General features: G+C 61.1%; 22 protein-coding genes and 2 pseudogenes. 13 read left to right on the top strand and 11 right to left on the bottom strand.

Going from position 1 to position 24,636, the window contains the following annotated elements:
• Positions 1-5 precede the first annotated feature (5 nt).
• The 4 genes and pseudogenes from BSP75_RS17500 to BSP75_RS17490 all read right to left on the bottom strand — a co-directional run.
• Positions 6-598: pseudogene (locus BSP75_RS17500) on the bottom strand (transposase); the annotation flags it as partial.
• Positions 597-877, bottom strand: a pseudogene (locus BSP75_RS21310) (IS630 family transposase); the annotation flags it as partial. The pseudogenes BSP75_RS17500 and BSP75_RS21310, both read right to left, overlap by 2 nt.
• 149 nt (positions 878-1,026) lie before the next feature.
• Positions 1,027-2,181 (bottom strand): 3-phenylpropionate MFS transporter, encoded by a 1,155-nt coding sequence (locus BSP75_RS17495; RefSeq protein ID WP_075114042.1) that lies wholly within the window; start codon positions 2,179-2,181, stop codon positions 1,027-1,029.
• A 289-nt stretch (positions 2,182-2,470) separates the two neighbouring features.
• Positions 2,471-4,576, bottom strand: coding sequence for a TonB-dependent hemoglobin/transferrin/lactoferrin family receptor (locus tag BSP75_RS17490; protein ID WP_075114041.1), 2,106 nt, complete (start codon positions 4,574-4,576; stop codon positions 2,471-2,473).
• 194 nt (positions 4,577-4,770) lie between these two features.
• Here BSP75_RS17490 and BSP75_RS17485 point away from each other — a divergent pair, with 194 nt between their 5' ends.
• From BSP75_RS17485 to BSP75_RS17475, 3 genes are read left to right on the top strand one after another with little or no spacing between them, the layout of a single operon-like run.
• Complete coding sequence (locus BSP75_RS17485; RefSeq protein ID WP_042658524.1) at positions 4,771-5,742, top strand: ChaN family lipoprotein; 972 nt, start codon at positions 4,771-4,773, stop codon at positions 5,740-5,742.
• Between the two features lie 26 nt (positions 5,743-5,768).
• Positions 5,769-6,323 carry a cysteine hydrolase family protein gene (locus BSP75_RS17480; protein ID WP_042658523.1) on the top strand — a complete coding sequence of 185 codons (555 nt, stop codon included), beginning with the start codon at positions 5,769-5,771 and terminating at the stop codon, positions 6,321-6,323.
• A 37-nt stretch (positions 6,324-6,360) separates the two neighbouring features.
• The gene (locus BSP75_RS17475; protein ID WP_042658522.1) at positions 6,361-6,744 is read left to right on the top strand and encodes a hypothetical protein; all 384 of its coding nucleotides are present in this window, start codon (positions 6,361-6,363) and stop codon (positions 6,742-6,744) included.
• Positions 6,745-6,831: 87 nt separating this feature from the next.
• Here the strand turns inward: BSP75_RS17475 and hutZ are convergent, their stop codons facing one another.
• A complete protein-coding gene (gene hutZ / locus BSP75_RS17470; protein ID WP_075114040.1) occupies positions 6,832-7,389 on the bottom strand; it encodes a heme utilization protein HutZ in 558 nt (185 codons plus the stop codon).
• Entirely contained in the window at positions 7,386-7,898 is a 513-nt protein-coding gene (gene hutX, locus BSP75_RS17465) for a heme utilization cystosolic carrier protein HutX (protein WP_075114039.1), read from the bottom strand. Before hutX ends, hutZ begins: the two co-directional genes overlap by 4 nt.
• Before the next feature lie 170 nt (positions 7,899-8,068).
• Between hutX and BSP75_RS17460 the strand changes: the two genes are divergently transcribed.
• From BSP75_RS17460 to pepE, 8 genes are all read left to right on the top strand, one after another.
• Positions 8,069-8,920, top strand: a complete 852-nt coding sequence (locus BSP75_RS17460; RefSeq protein WP_075114038.1) for an ABC transporter substrate-binding protein — start codon at positions 8,069-8,071, stop codon at positions 8,918-8,920.
• The gene (locus BSP75_RS17455) at positions 8,917-9,948 is read left to right on the top strand and encodes an iron ABC transporter permease (RefSeq protein ID WP_075114037.1); all 1,032 of its coding nucleotides are present in this window, start codon (positions 8,917-8,919) and stop codon (positions 9,946-9,948) included. The genes BSP75_RS17460 and BSP75_RS17455 overlap by 4 nt, the downstream gene beginning before the upstream one ends.
• An 11-nt stretch (positions 9,949-9,959) precedes the next feature.
• Complete coding sequence (locus BSP75_RS17450) at positions 9,960-10,784, top strand: heme ABC transporter ATP-binding protein (protein ID WP_075114036.1); 825 nt, start codon at positions 9,960-9,962, stop codon at positions 10,782-10,784.
• Positions 10,785-11,013: 229 nt separating this feature from the next.
• Positions 11,014-12,375 carry an endonuclease/exonuclease/phosphatase family protein gene (locus BSP75_RS17445; RefSeq protein ID WP_075114035.1) on the top strand — a complete coding sequence of 454 codons (1,362 nt, stop codon included), beginning with the start codon at positions 11,014-11,016 and terminating at the stop codon, positions 12,373-12,375.
• Between the two features lie 246 nt (positions 12,376-12,621).
• Positions 12,622-14,316: a sensor histidine kinase gene (locus tag BSP75_RS17440; RefSeq protein ID WP_075114034.1), complete on the top strand. Its 1,695-nt coding sequence runs from the start codon at positions 12,622-12,624 to the stop codon at positions 14,314-14,316.
• Entirely contained in the window at positions 14,310-15,047 is a 738-nt protein-coding gene (gene btsR / locus BSP75_RS17435; protein WP_075114033.1) for a two-component system response regulator BtsR, read from the top strand. The genes BSP75_RS17440 and btsR overlap by 7 nt, the downstream gene beginning before the upstream one ends.
• Before the next feature lie 217 nt (positions 15,048-15,264).
• Entirely contained in the window at positions 15,265-17,073 is a 1,809-nt protein-coding gene (locus BSP75_RS17430) for a carbon starvation protein A (RefSeq protein WP_033114626.1), read from the top strand.
• Between the two features lie 248 nt (positions 17,074-17,321).
• Positions 17,322-18,047 carry a dipeptidase PepE gene (pepE, locus tag BSP75_RS17425; RefSeq protein WP_042060919.1) on the top strand — a complete coding sequence of 242 codons (726 nt, stop codon included), beginning with the start codon at positions 17,322-17,324 and terminating at the stop codon, positions 18,045-18,047.
• Positions 18,048-18,151: 104 nt separating this feature from the next.
• On the opposite strand, the gene BSP75_RS17420 is transcribed toward pepE, so the two are convergent.
• From BSP75_RS17420 to dnaB, 3 genes are all read right to left on the bottom strand, one after another.
• The gene (locus BSP75_RS17420) at positions 18,152-18,571 is read right to left on the bottom strand and encodes a secondary thiamine-phosphate synthase enzyme YjbQ (RefSeq protein WP_075114032.1); all 420 of its coding nucleotides are present in this window, start codon (positions 18,569-18,571) and stop codon (positions 18,152-18,154) included.
• Positions 18,571-19,644 carry an alanine racemase gene (gene alr / locus BSP75_RS17415; protein WP_042060915.1) on the bottom strand — a complete coding sequence of 358 codons (1,074 nt, stop codon included), beginning with the start codon at positions 19,642-19,644 and terminating at the stop codon, positions 18,571-18,573. The genes BSP75_RS17420 and alr overlap by 1 nt, the downstream gene beginning before the upstream one ends.
• Before the next feature lie 196 nt (positions 19,645-19,840).
• On the bottom strand, positions 19,841-21,235 hold the full coding sequence (dnaB, locus tag BSP75_RS17410; protein WP_033136212.1) for a replicative DNA helicase: 1,395 nt from the start codon (positions 21,233-21,235) through the stop codon (positions 19,841-19,843).
• A gap of 363 nt (positions 21,236-21,598) precedes the next feature.
• Between dnaB and BSP75_RS17405 the strand changes: the two genes are divergently transcribed.
• A complete protein-coding gene (locus tag BSP75_RS17405) occupies positions 21,599-22,459 on the top strand; it encodes a Tim44-like domain-containing protein (RefSeq protein WP_058053005.1) in 861 nt (286 codons plus the stop codon).
• A 412-nt stretch (positions 22,460-22,871) separates the two neighbouring features.
• Here BSP75_RS17405 and slyD read toward each other — a convergent pair whose 3' ends face one another.
• Entirely contained in the window at positions 22,872-23,555 is a 684-nt protein-coding gene (gene slyD / locus BSP75_RS17400) for a peptidylprolyl isomerase (RefSeq protein ID WP_058052998.1), read from the bottom strand.
• Between the two features lie 143 nt (positions 23,556-23,698).
• Positions 23,699-23,902, bottom strand: a complete 204-nt coding sequence (locus BSP75_RS17395) for a YheV family putative zinc ribbon protein (RefSeq protein WP_005335287.1) — start codon at positions 23,900-23,902, stop codon at positions 23,699-23,701.
• A 39-nt stretch (positions 23,903-23,941) separates the two neighbouring features.
• Between BSP75_RS17395 and BSP75_RS17390 the strand changes: the two genes are divergently transcribed.
• Positions 23,942-24,601: a hypothetical protein gene (locus tag BSP75_RS17390; protein WP_075114031.1), complete on the top strand. Its 660-nt coding sequence runs from the start codon at positions 23,942-23,944 to the stop codon at positions 24,599-24,601.
• Positions 24,602-24,636: the final 35 nt, after the last annotated feature.

Raw genomic sequence — 24,636 nt, 5'->3', positions numbered from 1 at the left:
TTTTGCTAAGGCGCTGTCCCAATTACATGTTGCATGGGGTGTCCCAGCGCCTCATGCAAACATGCTTTGATATTCAGCCCCTTCCCGCAACGCTCCAGCATCCTGCGCCAACCCAGATAATTCCTCAGATAGTGAGTCGCCACGCCATGGAAGCGCTCCATCCACTATTTCAACCGATGGTGATACCCGTTCACGTGCTAGATGTGTGATACGCACCGACCACCCGTTCGCCTTGGCGATTNTTTCAACCGATGGTGATACCCGTTCACGTGCTAGATGTGTGATACGCACCGACCACCCGTTCGCCTTGGCGATTGTGCACTACCTGATGGGTTACGCCCTGCTCTTTGCTGAAACAGGCATACACACCCGCTCCATCGCTACACAGTACCGCATCCGGTGATACCAGCAGCTGCAAGACCGCGATGACCGCCTCGGCATCTATTTTCTCCAACTGAAAATCCGCATGGTGGCCTGCTCGGTCTTGTACCACCATCACCGAGATGTAATCCGGCCCGGTTCCACGGGTTCGCCCCTTGCCACCACGATGTCTTGGCGGACGTGGTAGTCCCCGTTGCCCCTTGAACGATTCGAGGAAGCAGCACCAATAAAGTGACAATCTTGGCGGCAGGCAAGACGGGGGCAAGGCTTCTAACACCCCGCCCCTTCATCTCGATACCACCGAAGCCAACGGTCGATGGTCGATGGTCGATGGTCGATGGTCGATGGTCGAGCGCACATCGCCGGTAAGGTGATGAACATCAGTGATTGTGCGTCCTTAATGTAACAGCAAAATGGCCATCACGCGGCTAGCATGCCCTTTATCGCGCGTGGCATGGATGATTTTGTGAATAAGGCACCGTTGTGGTCGTGACAGGGGGGGAGGAGCGGCATCAACTCAGTCCTTTGGGTGTGGCCTGTTTTGTTTGGCGACTAATCTGATCGCACAAACTGGACTGAGTCCCCTTCCTCCGGTGATCTACTATTCGGAACAGCTATTTAGGTGATGATTCAGTTAGAACTGTATCAGGCCGGATCACTCTCCTGCACAGACGGCGCAAAGGGGCGCAGCCGCAGGAAGAACACCGGCAACACCACCAGCACCATCAGGAAGAAGATGCCGCCGCCGAGGGGCTCGAACAGCACGCCACAAATCGCCATAAGGGCCGCCACTGTCATGCCGAGGCCAAGGGCCGCATAGAGCGCCTGAGTCGGGATCAACTGCTCGGCCGGAAGCTGGCGAGTCATGAAGCGCACCGCCCCGAGATGACTCATACCGAACGTCACCGAGTGGAGCAGTTGCCCCAGCACCAGTACCCACAGCTCGGTCGAGGCCCCAAGCAATACCCAGCGCACCACACAACCGATGGCACCTGCGATAAAGAGGCTCTGGGCGCCAAAGCGCTGCAAGAAACGCTTGTCGGCGGCGAACATGCAGATCTCCGCTACCACCCCCAGCGCCCAGAGATAGCCGATGATGGTGCCGCTATACCCTTGCGCCTTCCAGTAGATGGCGCTGAAACCGTAATAGGCGGCGTGGCTCCCCTGCAGCAACGCCGTCAACAGCAGGAAGCGACGTACCGGCGCGCTGCGCAGGGTTGCCAACAAAGAGGCCTTGGCACGTTCGCCTTGGCTATCTTGCGGCGCCGGATAGAGCGGCAGCCAGCTGAGCAGCAGCATCAGCACCAACCCCGCCACCATGGTGTGCAAAATCCAGTCGCTACCGAAGTTGCCCACCAACGCCCCCACCAGCGTCGAGGCGACGATAAAGGCAAAGGAACCGCACAGCCGCACCTTGCCGTAATCGAGGTGGGCCTGCACCACCATGCGGGTCGCCAGCGCCTCTCCCACCGGCATCAGGGTCGGATAGATAAAGTTCGCCAGCAGGGTCAAACCCACCAGCCACCAGAGGTTATGACTGAGGTAGAAGCCGAGAAACGCCAGCAGACTGAGCAGGGAGAGCAATCGGGTCACTGGCAACAGATGGCCCGCCCCCTTGATCTGCCCCATCACCATCAGGTTGCCGGCAAAGCGGATCGCCATTCCCGCCCCCAGCAGAAGACCGATCATCTCGGCGCTGACTCCCACCCCCTCCAGCCAGAGCGACCAGAACGGCAAGTAAGCGCCGTAGACAAAATAGAAGGCGCCGAAAAAGAGCGCTAACCAGGAAAACGCGGGCATAGATCCTCTGCAACCGGATGACGGGAGCAGAATGATAACCCATCCGCCCCACAGATCCCGATGGAAACCCCGCGAAGAAAACGAAAAAACTTCAATAAAATTGAACCATTACCGAAGAAGCAGGGTCTACCTGATAACACCTCCTCCTGGTTAGTGTTGCAATCCTTCCACCCGCCCATGGCGGGTTTCTTTTTTTAGGCAAACATCTGCTCTGCGCCATCGTCGCAACATAGCTGCCGCAAAAAAGGGGCCGAAGCCCCTTTGATCATCTGCGTCTGTTGTTTGCTCTTTAGAATACGTATTTGACCCGTGCGCTCAGGTTGCGGCCCGGTTCGGTCATCAGGCTGTTATCGGAGCCCTCGGCACGACCGGCGATGCGCTCGTAGCTGGTGTACTCCTTGTCAAACAGGTTGAAGACCCCGACGTTGAGCTGCAGGTCGGTCATCGGGTTGAACTGGGCGTACATATCCACCACACCCCAACCGGCGCTCTTCACGTAATCGTTGCCTTTGGCATCCTTGCGCACCTTGTCCATGTCGTCGGCAAAGCGCAGCGCGGTGTTGAAGTTCCACTGGGACTGTTCCAGACGCACACCGACCGAGCCGTTGAGCGGGCTCAGGCTGTTGATGTAGTTGCCATCCCCATCCTTGCCTTCAATGTAAGCCAGGTTGCCCCAGACATTGACGATGTCGTTGAGCCAGTAATCCGCCTTGGCCTCAACCCCTTTGGTAGTCGCCTTGCTCAGGTTCTGGTACTGGTAGACGGCGGTGCGCCCTTGTTGACCCACTTCCACCATCTCGATGAAATCATCGAACTTGTTGTAGAAGCTGGCCACTTCGTAGCTAAAGCCGTGGCTGTTGCCACGCACGCCGAGATCGATGCCGTCGCTGCTCTCAGGATTGAGGTTCGGGTTGGGCTCGATGCGATAGCCGTAAGCCTGATGGTTCAGGGTGGAGAAGGCGCTGTCATACATGGGGGCCTTGAAGCCGTGGCTGTACTGGGCGAACAGGTTGGCCGCCTCGTGCGCCTTGAACACCAGACCCAGCTTGGGTGACAACTCCCCTTCGGAGAACTTGTGCAGCTGATCGCCTGTGTAGGCGGGATCGTTGTCCGGGGTCATCCGGTAGTAGTCATAACGGGCACCCGGGGTCAACACCCAGCGCTCGCCAAACTTGATCTCGTCAAAGGCCCACAGGGCGCTGCGTTCGCTGGTGGTCGCCGGGAAGCTCAGCTCGTTGTAGCCGACAAAATCACCGGGAGTGGTCGGCCCCTTGTAACGGGTACGTTCGTTGTCGGTATGCTCGTATTCAGCGCCCCAGGCCAGACGGTGATTCGCGACCGCCTTGTGGAACTGCAACTGGGCGCCGATGTTCTTCTGATCGAACACATTGTGATCCAGCGAGTTTTTGGTCACATAGGGGTTGCCGGGGCTGACCGGATACTTGGACGAGGCGTACTGATCCAGCGTCTGCTTGGTGCGACCGAAGTAGACCTTGGTATCCATCCGATCGGCCCAGCCTTGATTCAGTGCGATACCGTGATCCAGCACCAGCGAGAGGTTGTCGGTCTGCTTGTCGGTGATGGGCTGATCAAAGACACGGGCAGTGCCGGTCCCCACCTTGTTGAGCTTGACCGCATCCGGCTCCTCGCCATCGGTCAGGTAGTCAACGGTCAGCTTAAGGAACTGCTCATCGGAGAGGTTCCACTTGCTCTTGAGCAGCAGGGCGTGGGTACCGATGTCGAAGTCGTTCTTGCTGGAGTCGTAATTCTGGGTCACCCCGCCATCACGCCAAGTGTAGCGCAGCAGGTTCTCCACCTCGCCGGTGCGCAGGGCGCCGGTAAAGCCCGCCATCTTCTGGTGGCTGCTGGAGGCGTAACCGCTGGTCACATCCAGATAGCTATCCTTGCCCTTGAGGAAGTCGCTGGCATCCTTGGTGGTGATGGCAATCACGCCACCCAGCGCATCGGAGCCGTAGGCCGCAGACGCCGGCCCCTTGGCCACTTCCACCTGCTTGATCATGTCGGTATCAAAGTAGCTCTGGCCGACACCACCCTTGCTGTAGGCATCGTTCTGGCGCACGCCGTCGCGCACCACCTTGACCCGGTTTTCACCCATGCCGCGGATGACGAAGGTCTGGGCATCCCCCTGACCGCCGAGCACGGTCACACCGGGTTCGTAGCGGAACAGGTCGGCGACATTGGTGACGACCTGCTCTTCAATCTGCTTGGCGGTGATCACCGAGATGGGGCCGGAGACATCTTCCAGTTTTTGCTCCATCCGTGAGCCGCTGACGACCACGACTTCATCCGCCTTCTGGGTGGCAGCAAAGACCTGGGATGAGAGACCGGCCGCCACGGCAAGGGCAACCAGAGAGAGTGCGTTATGATGGGTCACAGCGAATCCTTATTGAGAACTGTTATCAAACAGGCCACATATTACCCAGCTCTCGACAAAGATCAACAAGAAACGAAATCATTCTCATTTTGCTTTGAACCAAATTGGTTTTACACTGTCGCCACGTGTTGCCCTTATTCTGTGTTAGCCCCCCGAGATGCACCGGCATCCGGGCATATCTGCCGTGAGATCCCATGATGAGACGACTTCCCCTGCTCGCCCTGCCGCTGCTGTTGGCAGCCTGTGCCACCCCCACCCAGCCGACCGTGTCATCACAGTTGCAGACGCTCTATGACTACCGACTGAGCAGCGAGGGCGCCGCAGACCTGACGCTGGAGCAGGCGATCGCGCGCATTGCCGACGCTGACATAATTCTGGTGGGCGAGCTGCACAGCCATCCCGCCGTGCATCTGCTGCAATCGCGCCTGCTGAGCGGGCTCTACACCGCCGGTCAGCAGCACGGTCGGCCATTGGCCCTCTCCATGGAGCAGTTCAGCCGCGCCGATCAGGAGACGCTGGATGCCTATCTGGCGGACCAGATTGGTGAAGCGGCCTTGATCCGCGAAGGCAACGCCTGGCCCAACTATCCGAGCGACTACCGCCCGCTGGTGGAATTTGCCAAGGCACACCGGATGCCGGTGATCGCCGCCAACGCCCCCAAACCGCTGGTGAGCTGTGTCGGTCAGGAGGGGGCTGAGTGGCTCGACAAGTTGCCCGCGTCGCGCCGCAGCCAGCTGGCCCGCCAACTGACGCTGGGGGATGATCCCTATCGCCAGAAATTTATGGCCTCCATGCACCACGGCGATGCCGACAGCAACGCCCGCCGCTTCGCCGCCCAGACCAGCTGGGACGACACCATGGCCGAGAGCATGGTGGATTATCTCGCCAAGCACCCGGGCCAGCAGATCATGCATATCGCCGGCAATTTCCACGTCGAGGGGGGGCTTGGGCTCGCCAGTCGCATCGCCAGCCGCAATCCGGCACTCAAGGTGGCGCTGGTCGTGCCCCGTACAGATGAGACCTCTGTTGCAGATCGCGCAGCCGATGTGCAGGTAACCATCATGCCGCTGCCTAAGCGCTGGCAAAACAGTGACGAGATGAAGCAAGATATGGGCGCGCTGCATCAATCCCGCAGTCGTGACTGCAGCCAGTGGCTGCAACCCTAATCTTCAAGGAAACGGCGGGTAAGAAAATGGATGTGTTACTGATCATCGATGTGCAGCAAGGCTTGTTCAACGAGCCCCGTTACCGCCAGGAACAAATGCTGGCCAATATCAACCGGGCGGCGGCCCATGTCAGGCAGCAACAGGGACGGGTCATCTATATCCAGCATGACTCGCCCCCCGGCACCGAACTGGAACCGGGCACCCCGGGTTGGCAGTTGCACAGTGCGCTGCAACCGGCCAAGGGAGAGAGCCGGGTACGCAAGACGGCCTGTGACAGCTTTCTCGACACCGAGCTCGCCTTCCTGCTGGCCGAGCAACCGGTCGATCGGCTCATTCTCTGTGGCTGTGCCACCGATTTTTGCGTCGACACCACGGTGCGCAGTGCCGCTTCTCATGGCTTCGAGGTACTGGTGCTGAGCGATGGCCACACCACCGCCGACCGCCCGCACCTGAACGCGCCCCAGATCATCGAGCACCATCACTGGATGTGGCGCCACCTCAGCCTGCCGGAGGGGCGCAGTGTCACCCTGCTCACCACCGACGAACTGCTGGCAGTAACACCCGCCCTGCAGCCGTGCTAATCTGCGAGCCTCGCCTCGTTTCTCACCGGAGTCTGTCGTGCGCCAGTTGTCTGCCACCCTGTTGTTGATTGTTCCCCTGCTGTCGGCCTGCTCCAGCTTGCCCGGACAGAAGTATGACGGGCCTGAACCCCTGTTTCTGACCCACATCAACGAGGAGGGGAGCAAGCGGTTCACCTTTGAAGCCGCGCCCAACGACACCTTGCCGCGCGGCCTCTCGGCGGCCCAGAGTCAACGGTTGCTGGAGCAGCGGGAGGCATTACAGGAGAACCTGCTGACCGAGACCCTGGCGACCAAGCAGTATTGCCGCCAGGGCTACATAGTGCTGAGCCAGACCTCCTGGAAGGTGCGGGGAGAGTGCAACGAAACGGCCACCGACGCCGATCGCCGCGCTTTTCCCAACAAGGCCAGCTGGCAGGACTGAACAGGCCGAATGAGATAACGCAATAAAAACGGGCAGCCCAGTGGCTGCCCGTTTTGTTATGACTGCTGTCGTGGTCGACAGGGATCGTCAGACCGGCGCATCGGCCGGACTGGTGAGCTCGGCACCGGTGTCGATGCGCTTGTGCCCTTCCACCAGATGGACGAAATCCACCAGCTCGTCACCGGAGACCGCGAACGCCTGGCCGAAGCCCTTGACGAACAGCCCCTGCTCCGGCTTGAGGCGGAACAATTTGAAATCCTTGAGGTTGGAGAGACCCTTGATGATCTCGCCAAAACGCCCTTCCAGCGCCGCGACCGCCTTGCTCCAGCGAGCGTCGTCACGGGCGACCACTTCGGCCACCGCATCGAAGGTGAGGCGCTTGCGGGCAAACAGCTCGCGGGCACCGATCTCATCTTCGATCAGCATCAGGGATACCCGGGGCACCTGTTGCAGGTTGCGGGCGTGGCGGGCGATCTCGGAGATCAGCACATAGTAGCCATCTTCCTGCAGCACGAACGGGGCATAGCTGGCGTTGGGATTGCCTTCGCCATCGACGGTGGCGAGCTGCAGGGTACGGCAGCTATCGCGAAACTCGCGGATCTCCGGTTGCAGGCGGTTCTGCAGACGCTCCTGACGTTCACTCATGCTTTGACTTCCTCTTGAGAGTTGTGGCGCAGCGCCATGAAACGGGTGACCTGATCGGCCAGCAGCTGGCGTTTCTCGTCGCGCCCCAGATAGACCTTGAACATGCAGCGGCCGGAGTGAGCGAAGAACTGGAAGGAGTGCCCCTCCTTGCCCATGAACAGCTTGCTGACCAGCGCAATCCCCGCCACGTTGTCGAGTTTGAGGTGACCATGCAGCTCACCGTCGCGGCCCATCAGGTTGTAGTAGCCGCGTGCATCCTTGCCTTTCGGGAAGGGGGCTTTTACCTCGAAGATGGAACCTTCTGATTCGACGATGGTGGTCACCGGGCCCCAGTCGGCCAGATCTTCCAGCAGACCCTGCGCGCGATCGGCGGGCAACAGGGTCACCAGCTCGGCGGGCAGATGGCGAACCACCTCCCATTCGCTGATGGCAAGCTGGGCCGCCAGGGTGGACGGATGAGCGCCGGGATCCTGCTCCAGCAGCGCGTGAATGCGTTGTGCAATGCTCATGTTTTCTCCCTCTGCGAGACCATGTTGTCCCGCTGTTTATCATGGCGGCTACTCTAATAAAGCACCGAAACCAATGCAATTGATAATTGCTATCATTATCAGTGCATTTTTTTCAAAGCCTTGATATTCTCGGCGGCACACCCGTTTCATTCACCCCTTCGGAGGTTAGCATGGGCCGTCGTCTTGCCCTCGCCATCACCCTGCTCTGCAGTTCACTGTCCCCCTTCTCTGCCGTTGCCGCCGACGGACAGCAAGAGCGTATCGTCAGTATCGGCCCCGCCACCACAGAGCTCATTCTGGCCCTTGGTGGTGAATCGAGCCTGATCGCCACCGATGTCAGCAGCCCCTTGCCAAAAGGGCTGCCCAAGGTGGGCTATCACCGGGCACTGGCCGCCGAAGGGATCCTGAGCCTCTCCCCCACCCGACTGGTGGGCAGCGACGAGATGGGCCCAGCCCCGACCCTGGATCAGCTGCGCCGTGCCGGGGTCAAGGTGGAGGTGCTGGCTACCGCACCGACCCTCGCCAACCTCAACCAGCGTATCGACACCCTCGCCAGCCTGCTGGGCGATAAAGCCGCTGGCGATCGCCTGAAGGCAGAGATCCAGGCCCAGACCGCTCAGCTGGCGGCGCAAGCCAAACAGAACAAACCGCTCAAGGTCGCCTTCCTGCTGCTGCACAAGGGGCAACCCACCAGCATCGCCGGAGGTGACACCACCGCCAGCGCGCTGGTCTCGCTGGCGGGTGGCATCAATCCGGTCGCCGAGTTGCGCAACTACAAGCCGGTATCCGCCGAATCCCTCATCGAGATGCAACCCGATCTGGTGCTGGTCAGCGGTCGTGACTGGCAGCAATATGCCGATCCGGCCACGGTGCTGGCAGAAGTGCCCGCACTGGCCGCCACCCCGGCGGGCAAGCGCAACGCCATTCACGCCATCGACGGTCACGCCCTGCAAGGGGGCCTGAGCCTCAACTCCCTGCAACAGGCGAACCAGATCGCCCAGTGGATCAAGCAGGGGTCATGATGCGCTTGCCCCTCTCCTGGCTGCTGGCCTTCACCACGGCCGCACTGGCGTTGTTGCTGCTCGGTTCGCTGGCAACCGGCCCCATGGCGCTCACTCTGGGCGAGAGTCTGCGGGCGCTGTTTGCCGGGCAGGAGAGCGGGATTGAGTCGCACAAATTATTGATAGTGCAGGAAATCCGGCTGCCTCGTACCCTGCTCTGCATCGCCGTGGGCGGGATCCTCGGGCTCTGTGGTGCCGTGATGCAGGGGCTGTTTCGCAACCCCCTGGCCGACCCCGGCATCATAGGGGTCTCCGGCGGTGCGGCGCTCGGCGCTGCGCTCGCCATCGTGCTGCTGGCACCACTCGGTCAGCAGTTGCAAACCACCATCGGGATTGGCCTGCTGCCGCTGCTCGCCTTTCTCGGCGGCGCCCTCACCACCACCCTGGTCTATCTGCTCGGCACCCGTGAGGGGGGCACCTCGGTCACCGTCATGCTGCTGGCCGGGGTCGCCATCACGGCGCTCTCCGGCGCGGTGATCGGCCTGCTCACCTATCTGGCCGACGATCAGATGCTGCGCAACCTGAGCCTGTGGCAGATGGGAACGCTGGCAGCAGGCAAACCGGCCGATGTGGCGCTGGCCCTGCTCACGTTGGCGGCGCTGCTGTGGCTCTTTATGCGCGATGCCAATCCCCTCAACGCCCTGCTGCTGGGTGAGGGGGAGGCCCGCCATCTGGGGGTCAATGTGCAGTCCCTCAAACGCCGCCTTATTCTGCTCACCGCAGCGGGCGTCGGAGTGGCGGTGGCGGTATCGGGGATGATCGGCTTCGTCGGGCTGGTGGTGCCCCATCTGGTGCGCCTGCTGGCGGGCCCCAACCATGTCCGGTTGCTGCCACTCTCGGCTCTGCTTGGCGCTGCCCTGCTGCTGGCGGCCGATATGCTGGCGCGTACCCTGCTGGCCCCGGCCGAGCTGCCGGTGGGCATCATCACTGCCCTGCTCGGCGCCCCCTTCTTCATCTGGCTGCTGGTAAAAGGCCGCCGCGCCCTGTGATACGGACTGTTATGCAACCACTCTCATCCGCACTCTCATCCTCACTCTCCGCCCCCCTGTTGAGCTGCAACCGGCTCAGCCTGCGTCGTGGCCAGCGCCAGATCCTGGATGGGCTCGATCTTAGTCTCGAGAGCGGCACCCTCACCGCCCTGCTCGGCCCCAACGGGGCGGGCAAGAGCTCGCTGCTCAAGTGCCTGACCGGCGAGCTGGAATATGAGGGTTCCATCACCCTGTTTGGCGCGGATCGCCAGCAGTGGGACCGCGGCCAGCTGGCCCACCGACTCGGGGTATTGCCGCAAAGCTCCTCACTCAACTTCCCCTTTCTCTGCGAGGAAGTTGTCGCCATGGGGCGCCTGCCCCACAGTGAACCGGCGGCGCGGCGTGACGAGATAGTGGCGGCGGCCATGACCCATGCCGGAGTCGAGCATCTGGCCAAACGGCTCTATCCGGGGCTCTCCGGCGGCGAGCGGCAGCGGGTGCAGTTTGCCCGGGTACTGGCGCAGATCTGGCAGGCACCTTCCCCGACCGAGCAGGCCGAGCAACCCCGCTTGCTGCTGCTCGACGAGCCCACCTCGGCGCTGGATCTGAAATACCAGCATCAGCTGCTCACCATGGCGCGCGCCCTGGCCAGCCGCAATACCGCGGTGCTGGTGGTGCTGCACGACCTCAATCTGGCGGCGCGCTATGCCGATCGGCTGGTGATGCTGGAACGGGGCAAGCTGATGGCCGATGGCACACCTGCCGAGGTGCTCACCCCTGAGCTGATTGCCCGTCTCTATGACTATCCGGCCCAGGTGATCCACCACCCCGAGAGCGGCCTGCCGATGGTGGTGTGAAGGAGGGGCCGCCGCACGCGAAGACAAACGCTTTTATTTGCCTGCATCTATTTGCCTGCTATTTGCCTGCGTCCCGCCCCTCAAACTGCATTAAAATTCATCATCGCCAGATATGTGGTGTGAATATCCTCACACTTTGCTCAGGCAAAACCCCCGCAGCATCACCGTCTACTTATAATGGCGCCGCCTCACAGAAGGCATAACTCATTGATGCTACGGAATAATTACAATGAAAAATATCAACAAAACCCTACTGGCTGCCGCCATCTCCCTCGGGATGCTGGCTGGCTGCAACAGCGACAACGACTCAAAGGCAGCTGATCCCATGGTTCGTTTTGCCACCTTCAACCTCTCTTTTGACCGCACTGCCGCCGGTATGCTGACCGGTGAGCTGGCACTGACCCGCACCGAGCAGGATGCCCTGCTGGCCCGCCTCGCTGAAGGAAGCCTGAGCGGCGCCACTGAAACCAAAGCCAAGAACGTGCAGCAGATCCGCAACGTGGCGGAGATCATCCAGCGCACCCGCCCGGATGTGTTCCTGCTCAACGAGTTCGACAACGACGGCAAAGGCGAGAGCACTGCCGACCTGAAAGCCTTCAACGACAACTATCTGGCCCACGCCCAGCACGCGGAGGTGACGTCCATCAGCTATCCGGTGATGCAGAACTTCGCCACCAACACCGGCCTGATGAGCGGTTATGACCTCAATCTGGATGGCAATATCAACAACGGTCCCGACGATGCCTGGGGCTTTGGCAACTACCACGGCCAGTACGCCTTTGCGGTGATGTCCAAATATCCGATCGATACCAAGCAGATCCGTACCTTCCAGCACTTCAAGTGGAAGGATATGCCGGGCGAGAAGAACCCCATCATCGATGACTGCAACAATCCCAAGGTCAAGATCCCGGCCAGCCGCCAGTGTGGCGACGCCTGGTATTCAGATGCAGCCTGGCAGCAGTACCCGCTCTCCTCCAAGAACCACGCCGATGTGCCGGTGCTGATCAAGACCGAGAAGGGTGAAGAGGTGATCCACTTCCTGATCTCCCACCCGACGCCGCCGATCTTTGCCAACGCGGCACGCCATACCGTCAAGCACAACCGTGCCGAGATCGCCTTCTGGAACGACTACGTCAAGGGTCTCAACTACATGACCGATGACAAGGGCACCAAGGGTGGGCTGGCCAAAAACGCCAAGTTCGTTATCGCCGGGGATCTCAACGCCGATCCGCAAACCGGCGACGGTGACCTGACAGCCATTCAGGCGCTGCTGGACAATGCCCTGATGAATCAGGCCATCACCAATGGCACCCTGATCCCGGTCAGCGAAGGGGGCCCGGAGTGCGTCAGCAAGGGGGCCGACTGCAAGCGCAACCTTGATCGTCCCAACCCGGAGCGCATCACCAACTCCAGCGTACTGCAGCTGGATCACGTCATCCCCTCTGCCAACCTCAACGCGGTCAAGAGCGGCGTCTTCTGGCCTGCCAGCTTCGAGGCCGGTTATCACCTAGTCTATGATGCGAAACTCGGCATCGCCAAGGGAGTCAGTTCGGATCACCGCATGGTCTGGGTCGATCTCAAACTCGATTGAGCCACCCACTGACCATCAATTCGGGGGCCTCTTGGTCCCCTTTTTGTTGCCGCAATATCGCCACGTCTGTCGCAGGCTCAAGCACCATGCTGAGTAACCAGACAGTTACCGCCCGCCACGGCGTCAGGCGATTCGGCAAATCGTGCGCTGCGCCACCATTCCGATAACCCTGCCTTGCAAGGGGGTATGGGGTTTGCTAATACTCCGCGTCCATTAAATGACCAACCATTACCGGGGCAACGAGCCGTGGCGTTTGAACAATTCACTCTGGTGATCTCGCTGTTCCAGCAGCTCTGCGTCTATCTGGTGATCGCCTGGCTGCTCTCCAAGACGCCGCTGTTCATGCCGCTGACTCAGGTGACCCTGAGCTGGCCCCACAAGATCCTCTGCTACCTCATCTTCTCCGGCTTCTGCGTCATGGGCACCTACTTTGGCCTGAGGGTCGAGGACTCCATCGCCAATACCCGCGCCATCGGCGCCGTGCTGGGGGGCATCGTCGGCGGCCCGGCCGTGGGACTGCTGGTGGGGCTGACCGGCGGCATCCATCGCTATTCGCTGGGGGGCTTTACCGCGCTCGCCTGCACCTTCTCCACCATCGCCGAAGGGCTGCTCGGCGGGCTGGTACACCGCCACTTCGTCGCCCGCCACCGGCTCGATCTGCTGTTCAGCCCCTGGGTGGTTGGGTCGGTGGCCCTGGTCGCCGAGCTGATGCAGATGGGGATCATATTGCTGGTGGCCCGCCCTCTCGACGACGCCGTCCACCTTATCGAGAACATCATCGCCCCCATGCTGGTGGCCAATACCCTGGGGGCCGCCATGTTCATGCGGATGATCCTCGATCACCGCGCCATGCTGGAGAAATACTCGGTTGCCTTCTCCGCCCGCGCCCTCAAGATCGCCGAGCGGGCGATGCGGGTGCTGGACAAGGGCTTCACTCAGGAGGCGTGCCAGCAGATGGCGCGCATTCTCTACGAGGAGACCGGGGTGGGCGCGGTGGCCATCACCGATCGGGAGAAGCTGCTCGCCTTTATCGGCATCGGCGAGGATCACCACCTGCCAGGCACCGCCATCAACTCTCAGCACACTTTCAAGGCGATCCAGCACAACGAGGTGGTCTATGCCGATGGCAACCTCATCCCCTACAGCTGCACCATCCACCCAGGCTGCAAGCTCGGCTCCTCGCTGGTCATTCCGCTGCGGGGGGAAGAGGGATCCGTGGTGGGCACCATCAAGCTCTACGAGCCCAAGCGCAAGTTCTTCTCCTCCATCAACCGCACCCTGGGGGAAGGGATCGCCCGGTTGCTCTCCGGCCAGATCCTGGCGGGCAAATACAACGAGCAGAAACGGCTGTTGGCCCAGTCGGAGATCAAGCTGTTGCAGGCACAGATCAATCCGCACTTCCTGTTCAACGCCCTCAATACCCTGTCGGCGGTGATCCGGCGCGATCCCGAGAGCGCCCGCACCCTGGTACACAACCTATCCACCTTCTTTCGCAAGAACCTCAAACGGCAAGGGGACGAGGTTACCCTGGCCGACGAGCTGGAGCATGTGAACGCCTATCTGCACATCGAACAGGCCCGCTTCGCCGAGCATCTGAGCGTGCAGATCCATATTCCCGAGCCACTGCTGGAGTACCGGCTGCCCACCTTCTCCCTGCAACCCATCGTCGAGAACGCGGTCAAGCACGGCATCTCCCAGATGTTCGAACCCGGCCTGCTGACCCTGACCGCCCGGGTTGAGGCCCAGCGGGTGGTGCTGGAGGTGTGCGACAACGCCGGGCTCTATCAGACGAAGCAGGAGGGGAGCGGCCTTGGCATGAACATAGTGGATCGGCGCATCAAGGCCCGTTACGGCGCCGAATACGGGGTCGCCATCGACTGCGTCCCCCATCAATCCACCCGGGTGAGGATCACCCTTCCCCTGCAGGAGAGCCCATGCTGACCGTCCTGATCGTTGACGATGAACCCCTCGCCCGCGAGGAGCTGCGCCTGTTGCTGGAGCAGGCTGGCAATATTCGCCTGCTGGGAGAGTGCGCCCACGCCATGGAGGCGCTGCCCGCCATCCATCGCCTCAAACCCGACCTGCTGTTTCTCGACATCCAGATGCCGCGCATCAATGGGCTGGAGCTGGTGAGCATGCTGGACCCGGACTTGCGCCCCCACATCGTCTTCATCACCGCCTATGACGAGTTTGCCCTGCGCGCGTTTGAGGAGAACGCCCTCGACTACCTGCTCAAACCGGTCACTGCACAGCGGATGAACAAGGCGCTGGAGCGCATCCAGCGGCTACTGTCGCCAAAAGGTGAGCTGGCGGGCCAACCGCTGCCGGATCCGACCCGCATCGCCCAGCCCCTGCGCAGCATCCCCTGCACCGGCCATAACCGCATTCTGTTGCTGCCCCTTGGCGAGGTGGAGTTCATCCACAGCGATCTCACCGGCAACCGGGTGATCAGCGGCCAGCAGCAGGGCACCACCGAGCTGACCCTGCGCACCCTGGAAGAGAAAACCGGCTTCGTGCGCTGTCACCGCCAGTACCTGCTCAACCCGGGGCAGATCCGCGAAATCCTGCTGCTGGAGGGCGGGTTGGCGGAGGTGGTGACCCAGGGCGGCCACAAGGTGCCGGTGAGCCGCCGCTACCTCAAACCTCTCAAGGAGCTGCTCGATATTCCCTGATGGTGCGGGCCACTCATCCCGCACTAGCTCTACCAGCGACCACTCACCCGCTGACCACGGCCGTCGGCCCCCCCCGCCAAACCACTCGGGGTCGCTTTTCTGCCACTCGCGGGCAGAACCCGGCCACTGACCTTTTCTTCGCTCCCCTTTCCCCACCGCATGAGTAGAGTGCAGCCTGAGCCCGGCCAGACTGGCCACAGGAAAAGGAAACTCCCCCATGCAACACGCAATCACTTTTGTCATTGCGGCCCTCTGCATCCTCGCCATCGCATATCGCCTCTACGGCGTGTTCTTTGTGCGCAAGGTGCTGCAGGCTGACGACAAACTGGTCACCCCCTCCCACCAGCTGGAAGATGGCAAGAACTATGTGCCGACCAACAAGTGGGTCAACTTCGGTCAGCACTTCGCGGCCATCGCCGCGGCCGGCCCGCTGGTTGGCCCGGTTCTGGCGGCCCAGTACGGCTACCTGCCCAGCTTTCTCTGGCTGCTGATCGGCTGCGTCATCGGCGGCGCGGTGCACGACACCGTGGTGCTGTTCGCCTCCATGAAGCATCAGGGCAAGTCCCTCTCCGAGGTGGCGAAGGCCGAGCTCGGCCCCATCGCAGGCTGGTGCACGGGGCTCGCGATGCTGTTCATCATCACCATCACCATGGCGGGTCTCTCCATGGTGGTGGTACACGCACTGGAGCGTAACGCCTGGGGCGTGTTTGCGGTGTTCATGACCATCCCCATCTCCATGGTGGTGGGAATTTGGCACAAGCTGACCGGCAACCTGCAAGCCGCCTCCTGGGTCGGGTTTGCCGCCGTGCTGGCCTGTGTCTTCTTCGGCCCCTATGTGCAGGAGAGCGCCTTCGGTGCCTGGCTGACCCTGCGTGCCGAGACCATCAGTCTGGCGCTGCCGATCTACGCCTTCTTCGCCACCGCGCTGCCGGTCTGGCTGCTGCTCACCCCACGCGGCTACATCTCCAGCTTTATGAAGATCGGCGTGTTCGGCGCGCTGGTGATCGGCGTGATCTGCATCAACCCGGAGATCCAGTTCCCCGCCATGACCCAGTTTGTCCACGGCGGTGGTCCGGTACTGGGCGGCCCGGTCTGGCCCTTTATCTCCATCACCATCGCCTGTGGCGCCATCTCCGGCTTCCACGCCTTTATCGGCTCCGGCACCACCCCGAAACTGGTGGACAAGTGGAACGACATCCTGCCGGTCGCCTTCGGTGCCATGTTGGCCGAGTGCGTAGTGGGCGTGATGGCGCTGATCGCCGCCACCGCCCTGCACCCGGCGGATTACTTCGCCATCAACGCTACCCCGGAGGCCTTCGCCAAACTGGGGATGCAGGTGGTGGACTTGCCCTTCCTCTCCCAGGAGATCGGCATGGATCTGAACGGTCGCACCGGCGGCGCCGTCACTCTGGCGGTGGGCATGTCCTACATCTTCACCAAGGTGCCCTGGTTCAGTAACCTCGCCTCCTACTTCTTCCAGTTCGTGGTGATGTTTGAAGCGGTCTTTATCCTGACGGCGGTTGACTCCGGCACCCGGGTCTCCCGCTACCTCATTCAGGACTTCTTCGGCGAGTTCTACCCGCCCCTCAAGCGCATCGACTGGATGCCGGGCGCCATCGGGGCCAGCGTGCTCGCCTGCGTGATGTGGGGTTATCTGCTGATGTCCGGCGATATCGGCTCGGTGTGGGCGCTGTTCGGGGTCTCGAACCAGCTGATGGCCTCGGTGGGCCTCATCATCGGTGCCACCATCATCTTGCGACTGGCCAGCAAGCGTCGTTACATGCTGACCTGCCTCATTCCGCTGGCCTACCTGTTCGTCACCGTCAACTACGCCGGTTACTGGATGATGAGCAACGTCTACTTTAACGCCGCGGCCAAGGGTTACAACCCGATGAACGGCATCATCTCCCTCATCATGCTAGTGCTGGGGATGCTGATCCTGCTCTCCGCCCTGCGCAAATGGAGCGAACTGTGGAAGCTGCGCCAGCAGCCCTCCTACAAGGTGGTCGAAGCGACCGCCTCCTGATGGGCGAGTTGCTTTACCCCTGACATGACCCCGCTGCGGCGGGGTCTTTTATTGGTGCTGGCTGGCGAGTTGACCACGGCTCATTAATCCACCGTTTGGCATTGAGTTATCCATCCATAGCCGTTGAATGGACCCCCCGATCACAGAACCGCCGCGCCAATGGTGGTAGCATGCCTCCTCTTGCCATCCGGCCGCAGCGCGGATCCGGTGGCCCTTCCTCCTCCGCTTTCAATTTTGAGGACGTATTGATGGAACTGCTTCTGCTTAGCAATGGTAAAGCCAACGAATTTCCGGGTCTGCTCGGCTGGGCCCGTGACCGGGTGCAGAGCCTGCTGGCTCGCAAACCGGTCAAGCGCATTCTGCTCATCCCCTATGCGGTGATCCGCAGCGACTGGGATGCCCGCGCCAACGATCTCACCGAGAGCCTCGGGATCGAGACCATCAGCATTCACCACTTCGATGATCCGGTCGATGCCATCAATCAGGCCGACGCCATCTTTATCAGCGGTGGCAACACCTGGCGCCTGAATCAGTTGCTGCATGAAAATGGCCTGATCGTACCGATCCAGCGTGCCGTACGCGAACGGGGCGTCCCCTATGTGGGCTGGAGCGCCGGTTGCAACGTGGCGACCCCGAGCATCCGCACCACCAACGACATGCCGGTCTGCAACGCCGCCGTACTGCCAGCGCTGGGGCTGTTCCCGCTGCAGATCAACCCCCACTATCTGGACGCCAGCATCAGCGGCCACATGGGCGAGACCCGCGATGAGCGTCTGGCCGAATTCTGCGCCATCAACCAGAGCGAATACGTGGTGGCCCTGCGCGAAGCGAGCCTGCTGCAGATCAGCGGCGATACCGTTGAGTACTGGAGCGCCCGCGATCAGGACTTCAAGATCTTCAAACACGGTCAGGAGCCGCAAGCCTTTATGGACGCAAGCCCGCTGGCCGAGCTGACGCCGTTCAAGGTGCGCTGAGCGCCACCGGCAAACGGGTCACTCACAACACCGTAGAAACGAAAGAGGGATGGCTCGGCGCCATCCCTCTTTTTTATCCAGTTTTTCAGCTGGTTGCAGCCTGATTACTCACCCTGCAGGGTCACCAGCACCTTGCGGGCGCCGCCATCGACGCGATGCTCGCCAAGCCAGATCCCCTGCCAAGTGCCGAGCGCCAGCTGACCATCGCGAACTGGTAGTAGCAGGCTCACCCCGAGCAGGGAGGATTTAATGTGGGCGGGCATGTCATCCACCCCCTCATAGGTGTGGCGATAGTAGGGAGCATCTTCCGGCGCCAGCCGGTGCAGATGGGCCTCCATATCGCTGCGCACGCTGGGGTCGCAGTTCTCGTTGAGGGTGAGCGAGGCGGAGGTATGTTGCAGCAGCAAGTGCGCCATGCCGACTCGGTAATCCGCCAGCATCGGCAGCTTGGCCACCAGCTCGTCCGTCACCAGATGAAAGCCCCGCGAACGGGGCTTTAAGGTCAACAGGCACTGCTGCCACATCAGACGTATTCCATAAAGACGCGGGAGGTGAGCTTGGTGATGAGCTCGTAGGGGATGGTGCCAATCTCGTCGGCCACCCGCTCCACCGGCAGCCCCTCGCCCCACAACACCGCCTCGTCGCCGGGCTTGTCGGTGGCGCCCGGCCCCAGATCGACGGTGCTCATATCCATGGAGACACGCCCCACCAGCGGCACGATGCGGCCATTGATCAGCACGGAGGTGCCGTTGGGCGCCATGCGCGGATAGCCGTCACCGTAACCGATGGCGATCACCCCGAGCCGGGTATCACGATCAGACACCCAGTTGGCGCCGTAGCCCACCGGCTCGCCCGCCTTGTGATCTCGCACCGCAATCAGCTGGGTCTTGAGGGTCATCACCGGCTGCAGGTCGTAATCGGCCGCCACCGTGTTGGGGAACGGCGACACACCATAGAGAATGACACCGGGGCGCACCCAGTCGCAGTGGGAGTCCGGCCAGGCCAGAATACCCGCCGAGTTGGCCATGGCCCGCTCGCCTGCCAGCGGTGCCGTGAGACGGCTGAAGAGATCGATCTGCTCGCGGGTGGTGGGCTGCTCCAGCTCATCGGAGCGGCTGAAGTGGGTCATGATGTTGAACGGCTGCACCACGTTCTTGCACTTGCCGAGTCGCTCGATAAAGGCGGGCATCTCGTCGGCACGTACCCCGAGGCGGTGCATGCCGGTGTCGAGCTTGAGCCAGGCCACCACGGGGGCTGGCAGCTCGACCTGCTCCAGCGCTTCGAGCTGCTCCCAGGTGTGAACCGCCGTCTGCAGGTTGTTGGCCGCCAGCACCGGCAGATCGTCGGCGGAGAAGAATCCCTCCAGCAGCACGATGGGCTTGACCACGGCGCAGGAGCGCAGCATCAGCGCCTCTTCGATGCGGGCCACCGCATAGGCATCCGCATCCACCAGGGTGCGGGCGACCGGCAGCAGTCCGTGGCCATAGGCGTTTGCCTTGACCACAGCGATGATCTTGCAAGCGGGTGCGTGGCGCTTGACCACGGCGAGGTTGTGGCGCAAGGCCGCAGTGTTGATTTGGGCAGTAGCCGCTTTCATGGTTTTCCCTTACGAGGGCACAAATGGTCTCCCCCTCATCGGGCCGAAGACCGCCACTCACTTATCGTCGTCGAAGGCCGGACCGGCATAATTGTCGAACCGGGAAAACAGGCCCTGACGGTTGGCCGCTGTCTGCTTGGGCTATCGGTCAGGGCAGTTGTGGTGATGGCTAATCCCCCATCACCCTGGGTTTACATCAATAGTCGTCATCAAACGCCGGACCGGCATAGTTGTCGAACCGGGAGAACTGACCCTGGAAAGTGAGGCGCACTCTTCCTATCGGCCCGTTACGCTGTTTGCCGATGATGATCTCGGCAATCCCCTTGTCCGGGCTGTCATCGTGATAAACCTCATCACGATAGATAAACATGATCAAGTCCGCGTCCTGTTCGATGGAGCCCGATTCACGAAGATCCGAGTTGACCGGACGCTTGTCGGCCCGCTGTTCCAGGCTTCGGTTCAACTGGGAGAGCGCCACCACCGGGCACTGCAGCTCTTTCGCCAGCGCCTTGAGGGAGCGGGAAATTTCACCGATCTCCAGGGTACGGTTGTCAGAGAGTGCTGGCACCCGCATCAACTGCAGGTAGTCGATCATGATCATCGAGAGGCCACCGTGCTCACGGGCGATGCGGCGGGCGCGAGAACGCACGTCGGTCGGGGTGAGGCCGGAGGCGTCATCGATGTACATCTTGCCCTTCTCGAGCAGCAATCCCATGGTGGAGGAGAGACGGGCCCAATCCTCGTCGTCGAGCTGACCGGTACGCACCTTGGTCTGGTCGATACGACCGACCGAGGCGAGCATACGCATGATGATCTGCTCGGAGGGCATCTCCAGCGAGAAGATAAGCACCGGCTTGTCGGCGGTCAGAGCGGCATGTTCACAGAGGTTCATGGCAAAGGTGGTCTTGCCCATGGAGGGACGGGCCGCCACGATGATCAAGTCCGAACGCTGCAAACCGGCGGTCATCTTGTCGAGATCGCCATAACCGCTCGACACCCCGGTCACCCCGTTGTGCGGGGTCTTGAACAGCTCTTCAATCTTGTCGACGGTCTGCTCGAGGATCAGCTTGAGGGGCTGGGGCCCCTCATTGGCGCTGCTGCGCTGCTCGGCAATCTTGAATACCTTGCTCTCGGCCAGATCGAGCAGATCGCCGGAGGTACGGCCCTGTGGCTCGTAGCCCGCTTCGACTATCTCGTTGGCGACCGAGATCATTTCCCGTACCACCGCCCGCTCACGCACGATCTCGGCGTAGGCGTTGATGTTGGCAGCACTCGGGGTGTTCTTGGCGATCTCCACCAGATAGGCGAAGCCACCGGACTCCTCCAACTGCTCGGAGCGTTCCAGCTCCTCCTGCAGGGTGATGAGGTCGATGGGGTTGCCCGCGTTGGAGAGGCGGGTCATGGCCTGGAAGATCAGCCGGTGCGGGCGGCTGTAGAAATCCTGATCGATCACCCGCTCGGCAACCCGATCCCAGGCATCGTTATCCAGCATCAGGCCGCCCAGTACGGACTGTTCGGCCTCAAAAGAGTGGGGAGGAACTTTCAGCTGTTGTGTCTTGGCGTCTTTTTTCGCCGTCACTTGCTCTGCCATACACATAAAAACCGCAGCGGGAAGGGGACGGGAATTTTACAAAAGAAAGCCAACTACGGCGAGCCCTATCTGGCGGCTCATACCATCATAAAGGGCCAGACCAGGGTCGGCTCACTCTTGTTGCTTTTGATTTTGCTACGCATTTTGCGCTCCTTGCGACTCAATCGCCTGCTTTTCATGCTGTGTACTCCTGCTCTTGACGCCTGATGACCAGACAACTCGTTCATGAATAATTCATGCCAACAGTGATATTGATGAATACAAGCTGCGACACATTTAGGGACAGGCAGCCTGCCATGCGCCTTGCTGAGCTTGCCAAAGCGGAGCATGCCCCACCCACAGACGAGAGTGAAAAGAGTCAAAATGAAAAAGATGCTGACCCTGTTTGCCGTGATCCTGGCCATTGGCCTGGGGGCACCTCACGCCGAAGCCAAGAAATTTGGCGGCGGCAAATCCTTTGGTAAAAGTTACAAAACTGCGCCGGCCCAGCCTGCGGCCAAACCGGTCGACACCAAGAACCCGGCACTGGGTGCCCAGACTGCGCCGAAAAAGAGCGGCATGATGGGTGGCCTGTTGGGCGGCCTGCTGGCCGGTGGCCTGTTTGCCTACCTGCTGGGCAGCGGTGCCTTTGAAGGTCTGCAAGGAATGGACTTCCTGCTGATCGCCCTGCTGGCACTGGGTGCCGTCTTCCTGTTCCGTGCCATGCGCCGGGGCAAGGTCGCGACGCCACAGCCACAACAGGCGGCCTATGCGGGCTATCAGCCACCGCAATCCGCTGCCCCGCAGCAGTTCGAGCAGAGCAACAGCGCACCGCAAGCCACCGGCTTTGCCGACAGCGACGTGCCGTTCCGCCTGCCGCCGGGCTTTGACATGAACAGCTTCCTGGCCGGAGCCCGCGATCACTATCGCACCCTGCAAGAAGCGTGGAACAAGAACGATCTGGAAAAAGTGCGCGAATACGTCAGCCCGGAGCTGTTCGAACAGCTCAAAGCCGAGCGCGCCGAACTGACTGGCGACCAGCACACCGAAGTGATGTACGTCGACACCCAGCTGGTACGCGCCGACTACGGCAGCGACTGGGCTCAGGTGAGCGTACGCTTCAGCGGCCGCTATATGGACCGTCAGGAGCAGGTTGAGGAAGACATCAAAGAGGTGTGGCACCTCGAGCGCGATCTGGCCAAGAACAATGCCCCCTGGCATATCGTCGGTATCGAGCAGCTGTAAGGCTTAGCGCCAATCAGTGAATCACTAGGCAATAGCCAGTCAGTTAAGTCTGACTGGCTATTTTTTTATAGGGCACAAAGCGACCAAATAGAGGCTGGCGCTGGCTCGTCATAACTGTTGGGGCGTGAAGTAACATGGTCATATTGTGCTGATGATGACACCGATTTGGTAACCCGTTTACAGATGACGTTTGCACATAGAGCCAAAAACACATCGCGGAACCGAGAGGGAATAATGTTGAGCAGCTGCCCTGTTAGCTTGGGAAAAGCCGCGAGCCTATTTGACAGACATAAAAAATCCGAAGCCAGAACAACCGGCTTCGGATTTCATCATCCAAGGAGGAGCAATTAATGAGCATTAATTGCTCGGTATGACTCCTATGGCAGATTTTTTATCATCGGCATGGCAGTGATCAGTGGTGATGGCCTTTGCCACCACAACCGCCGCCACCGCAGCAGCCGCCTTTACCCTGACCATCAGCATGGTCGTCACCGTGGTCGTGGCCATGATCGTGACCGTGGCCAGCACCACCACAGCAACCGCCCTGGTCGTGATCGTCATCATGGTCGTGACCATGACCGCCACAGCAGCCGCCGTGATCGTGGTCATGACCGTGATCGTGACCGCAACCACCGGCACCGTGAACGTGGCCGTGGGCCAGCTCTTCGGCAGTGGCAGCGCGCACGTCCTTGATCTCGACCTTGAAGCCCAGGGTCACACCAGCCAGCGGATGGTTGCCATCCACCTTGACGAACTCTTCGGACACTTCAACCACGGTCACCGGACGGTGGCCATCGTCGGTCTCAGCCACAAAAGTATCCCCTTCGGAGACTTCCATGCCGTCGAACAGCTCGCCCGGTACTTCTTGTACCAGCGTCTCGTCATATTCGCCGTAGGCCTGGCTCGGTGCCAGAGTCACTTCGAAGGCTTCACCTACCGCGCGACCTTCCAGCTCGGCTTCCAGGCCAGAGACCAGGTAACGGGTGCCGTGCAGATAGACCAGCGGCTCTTTGCCGACAGTGCTGTCGATGACTTCACCGTGCTCGTCGGTGACTGTGTATTCCAGCGTAACCACGCTCAGAGGAGCTACTTTCATGTCAGGATCCTGCGGATAGAAAAAAACGGGCTCAGAATACCCTAAAAAGCGGGCCGCGCATATGCCGTGCCGCGCCACCGGGTGACGAAAAAAACGGCAACAGCGTCAGCGGGGAGACCCGCATCGCACCAACCATTGACTCATCAGGGACGAAACACCCCGATCACCTCTTCCGCCTCGCGCGTCTGCTTGTCGACTTCGGCCGGCGTTTGTACCTGGGTGTCGCCACAGGCGACGCAGGTCACCTTCTCGACTCCATGCTCCAGATACAGCATCATGTTGTCCAACTTGCCGCACGCCGGGCAGACTGCACCGGCAATGAAGCGTTTTTTACGTCTGGTTTCCATATTTGTTACCTCCAGGCAGCATCATATCAGGGTTTTTACATGCATCACGCCATCGAGTATCACCATTTTTCCTGCCAGGGCCTGCACGCCGGCAACCGCAAACGGACCCCGGTCGGGCAGCTGTTGCGGATCACCCGGGGCGCCGCGCTGCTAAGACTGGGCCAGCATGAGCTGTTATTGCCCGCAGGCAGCAGCTTCTGGCTCTGCGCCGATGCCCTCGCCGCTTTCAGCCCGCTCAGCGGTTGCGATTACGATCAGCTGAATGTCTCCCTGCGCCTTGATCAACCGCAGCAGGCCGGCTGGCTACAGGCCACGCCGCTGCTCGATGCCCTGCTCGATTCGCAGGCCCGGTGGCAGCGACCAAAAGAGTGGCAAGGGGCCTATGGTCAGCGACTGCAGGTGATCCTGGATGAGTTGCAACAGTGCGCCATCAGCCAGCAGGGATACCATGATCTGCAAACTCGCTGGCAAGCCCTGGCCAGTGGCCAGCCAGAGTCTCTGCAACAGTGGGCACAACAGGCCGATGCGCCTGTAGAAGGCCTTGCTCTGCAACAGCAGTGGCAACTGCTGCAGGCGCTCAGACTGCTGAAGGGCGGCAGCAAGCCAGCCCAGGTGGCCAGCAAGCTGGGCTATGCCAATGAGGCCGCGCTGCAAGCTGCCTGTCAGCAGTGGGGCGTTAGCGGGGATGATGGCCAGTAGCCGATTGTCAGCGTGATAACGCCAAGAAAGTCGGT

This window comes from Aeromonas sp. YN13HZO-058 (assembly GCF_001921245.1).
Lineage (GTDB): Bacteria > Pseudomonadota > Gammaproteobacteria > Enterobacterales > Aeromonadaceae > Aeromonas > Aeromonas allosaccharophila.
The sequence above is the reverse complement of the archived record's forward strand: the minus strand, read 5'-3'. Positions and strand labels throughout refer to the sequence as shown.

Coding starts and splice junctions, on each gene's coding strand:
- BSP75_RS17485 (WP_042658524.1), top strand. CDS start 4,771: ATGATGAGACGACTTCCCCTGCTCGCCCTGCCGCTGCTGTTGGCAGCC.
- BSP75_RS17460 (WP_075114038.1), top strand. CDS start 8,069: ATGGGCCGTCGTCTTGCCCTCGCCATCACCCTGCTCTGCAGTTCACTG.
- BSP75_RS17420 (WP_075114032.1), bottom strand. CDS start 18,571: ATGTGGCAGCAGTGCCTGTTGACCTTAAAGCCCCGTTCGCGGGGCTTT.
- BSP75_RS17450 (WP_075114036.1), top strand. CDS start 9,960: ATGCAACCACTCTCATCCGCACTCTCATCCTCACTCTCCGCCCCCCTG.
- hutX (WP_075114039.1), bottom strand. CDS start 7,898: ATGAGCATTGCACAACGCATTCACGCGCTGCTGGAGCAGGATCCCGGC.
- BSP75_RS17445 (WP_075114035.1), top strand. CDS start 11,014: ATGAAAAATATCAACAAAACCCTACTGGCTGCCGCCATCTCCCTCGGG.
- BSP75_RS17390 (WP_075114031.1), top strand. CDS start 23,942: ATGCATCACGCCATCGAGTATCACCATTTTTCCTGCCAGGGCCTGCAC.
- BSP75_RS17495 (WP_075114042.1), bottom strand. CDS start 2,181: ATGCCCGCGTTTTCCTGGTTAGCGCTCTTTTTCGGCGCCTTCTATTTT.
- pepE (WP_042060919.1), top strand. CDS start 17,322: ATGGAACTGCTTCTGCTTAGCAATGGTAAAGCCAACGAATTTCCGGGT.
- btsR (WP_075114033.1), top strand. CDS start 14,310: ATGCTGACCGTCCTGATCGTTGACGATGAACCCCTCGCCCGCGAGGAG.
- alr (WP_042060915.1), bottom strand. CDS start 19,644: ATGAAAGCGGCTACTGCCCAAATCAACACTGCGGCCTTGCGCCACAAC.
- hutZ (WP_075114040.1), bottom strand. CDS start 7,389: ATGAGTGAACGTCAGGAGCGTCTGCAGAACCGCCTGCAACCGGAGATC.
- BSP75_RS17480 (WP_042658523.1), top strand. CDS start 5,769: ATGGATGTGTTACTGATCATCGATGTGCAGCAAGGCTTGTTCAACGAG.
- BSP75_RS17405 (WP_058053005.1), top strand. CDS start 21,599: ATGAAAAAGATGCTGACCCTGTTTGCCGTGATCCTGGCCATTGGCCTG.
- BSP75_RS17430 (WP_033114626.1), top strand. CDS start 15,265: ATGCAACACGCAATCACTTTTGTCATTGCGGCCCTCTGCATCCTCGCC.
- dnaB (WP_033136212.1), bottom strand. CDS start 21,235: ATGGCAGAGCAAGTGACGGCGAAAAAAGACGCCAAGACACAACAGCTG.
- BSP75_RS17395 (WP_005335287.1), bottom strand. CDS start 23,902: ATGGAAACCAGACGTAAAAAACGCTTCATTGCCGGTGCAGTCTGCCCG.
- BSP75_RS17455 (WP_075114037.1), top strand. CDS start 8,917: ATGATGCGCTTGCCCCTCTCCTGGCTGCTGGCCTTCACCACGGCCGCA.
- slyD (WP_058052998.1), bottom strand. CDS start 23,555: ATGAAAGTAGCTCCTCTGAGCGTGGTTACGCTGGAATACACAGTCACC.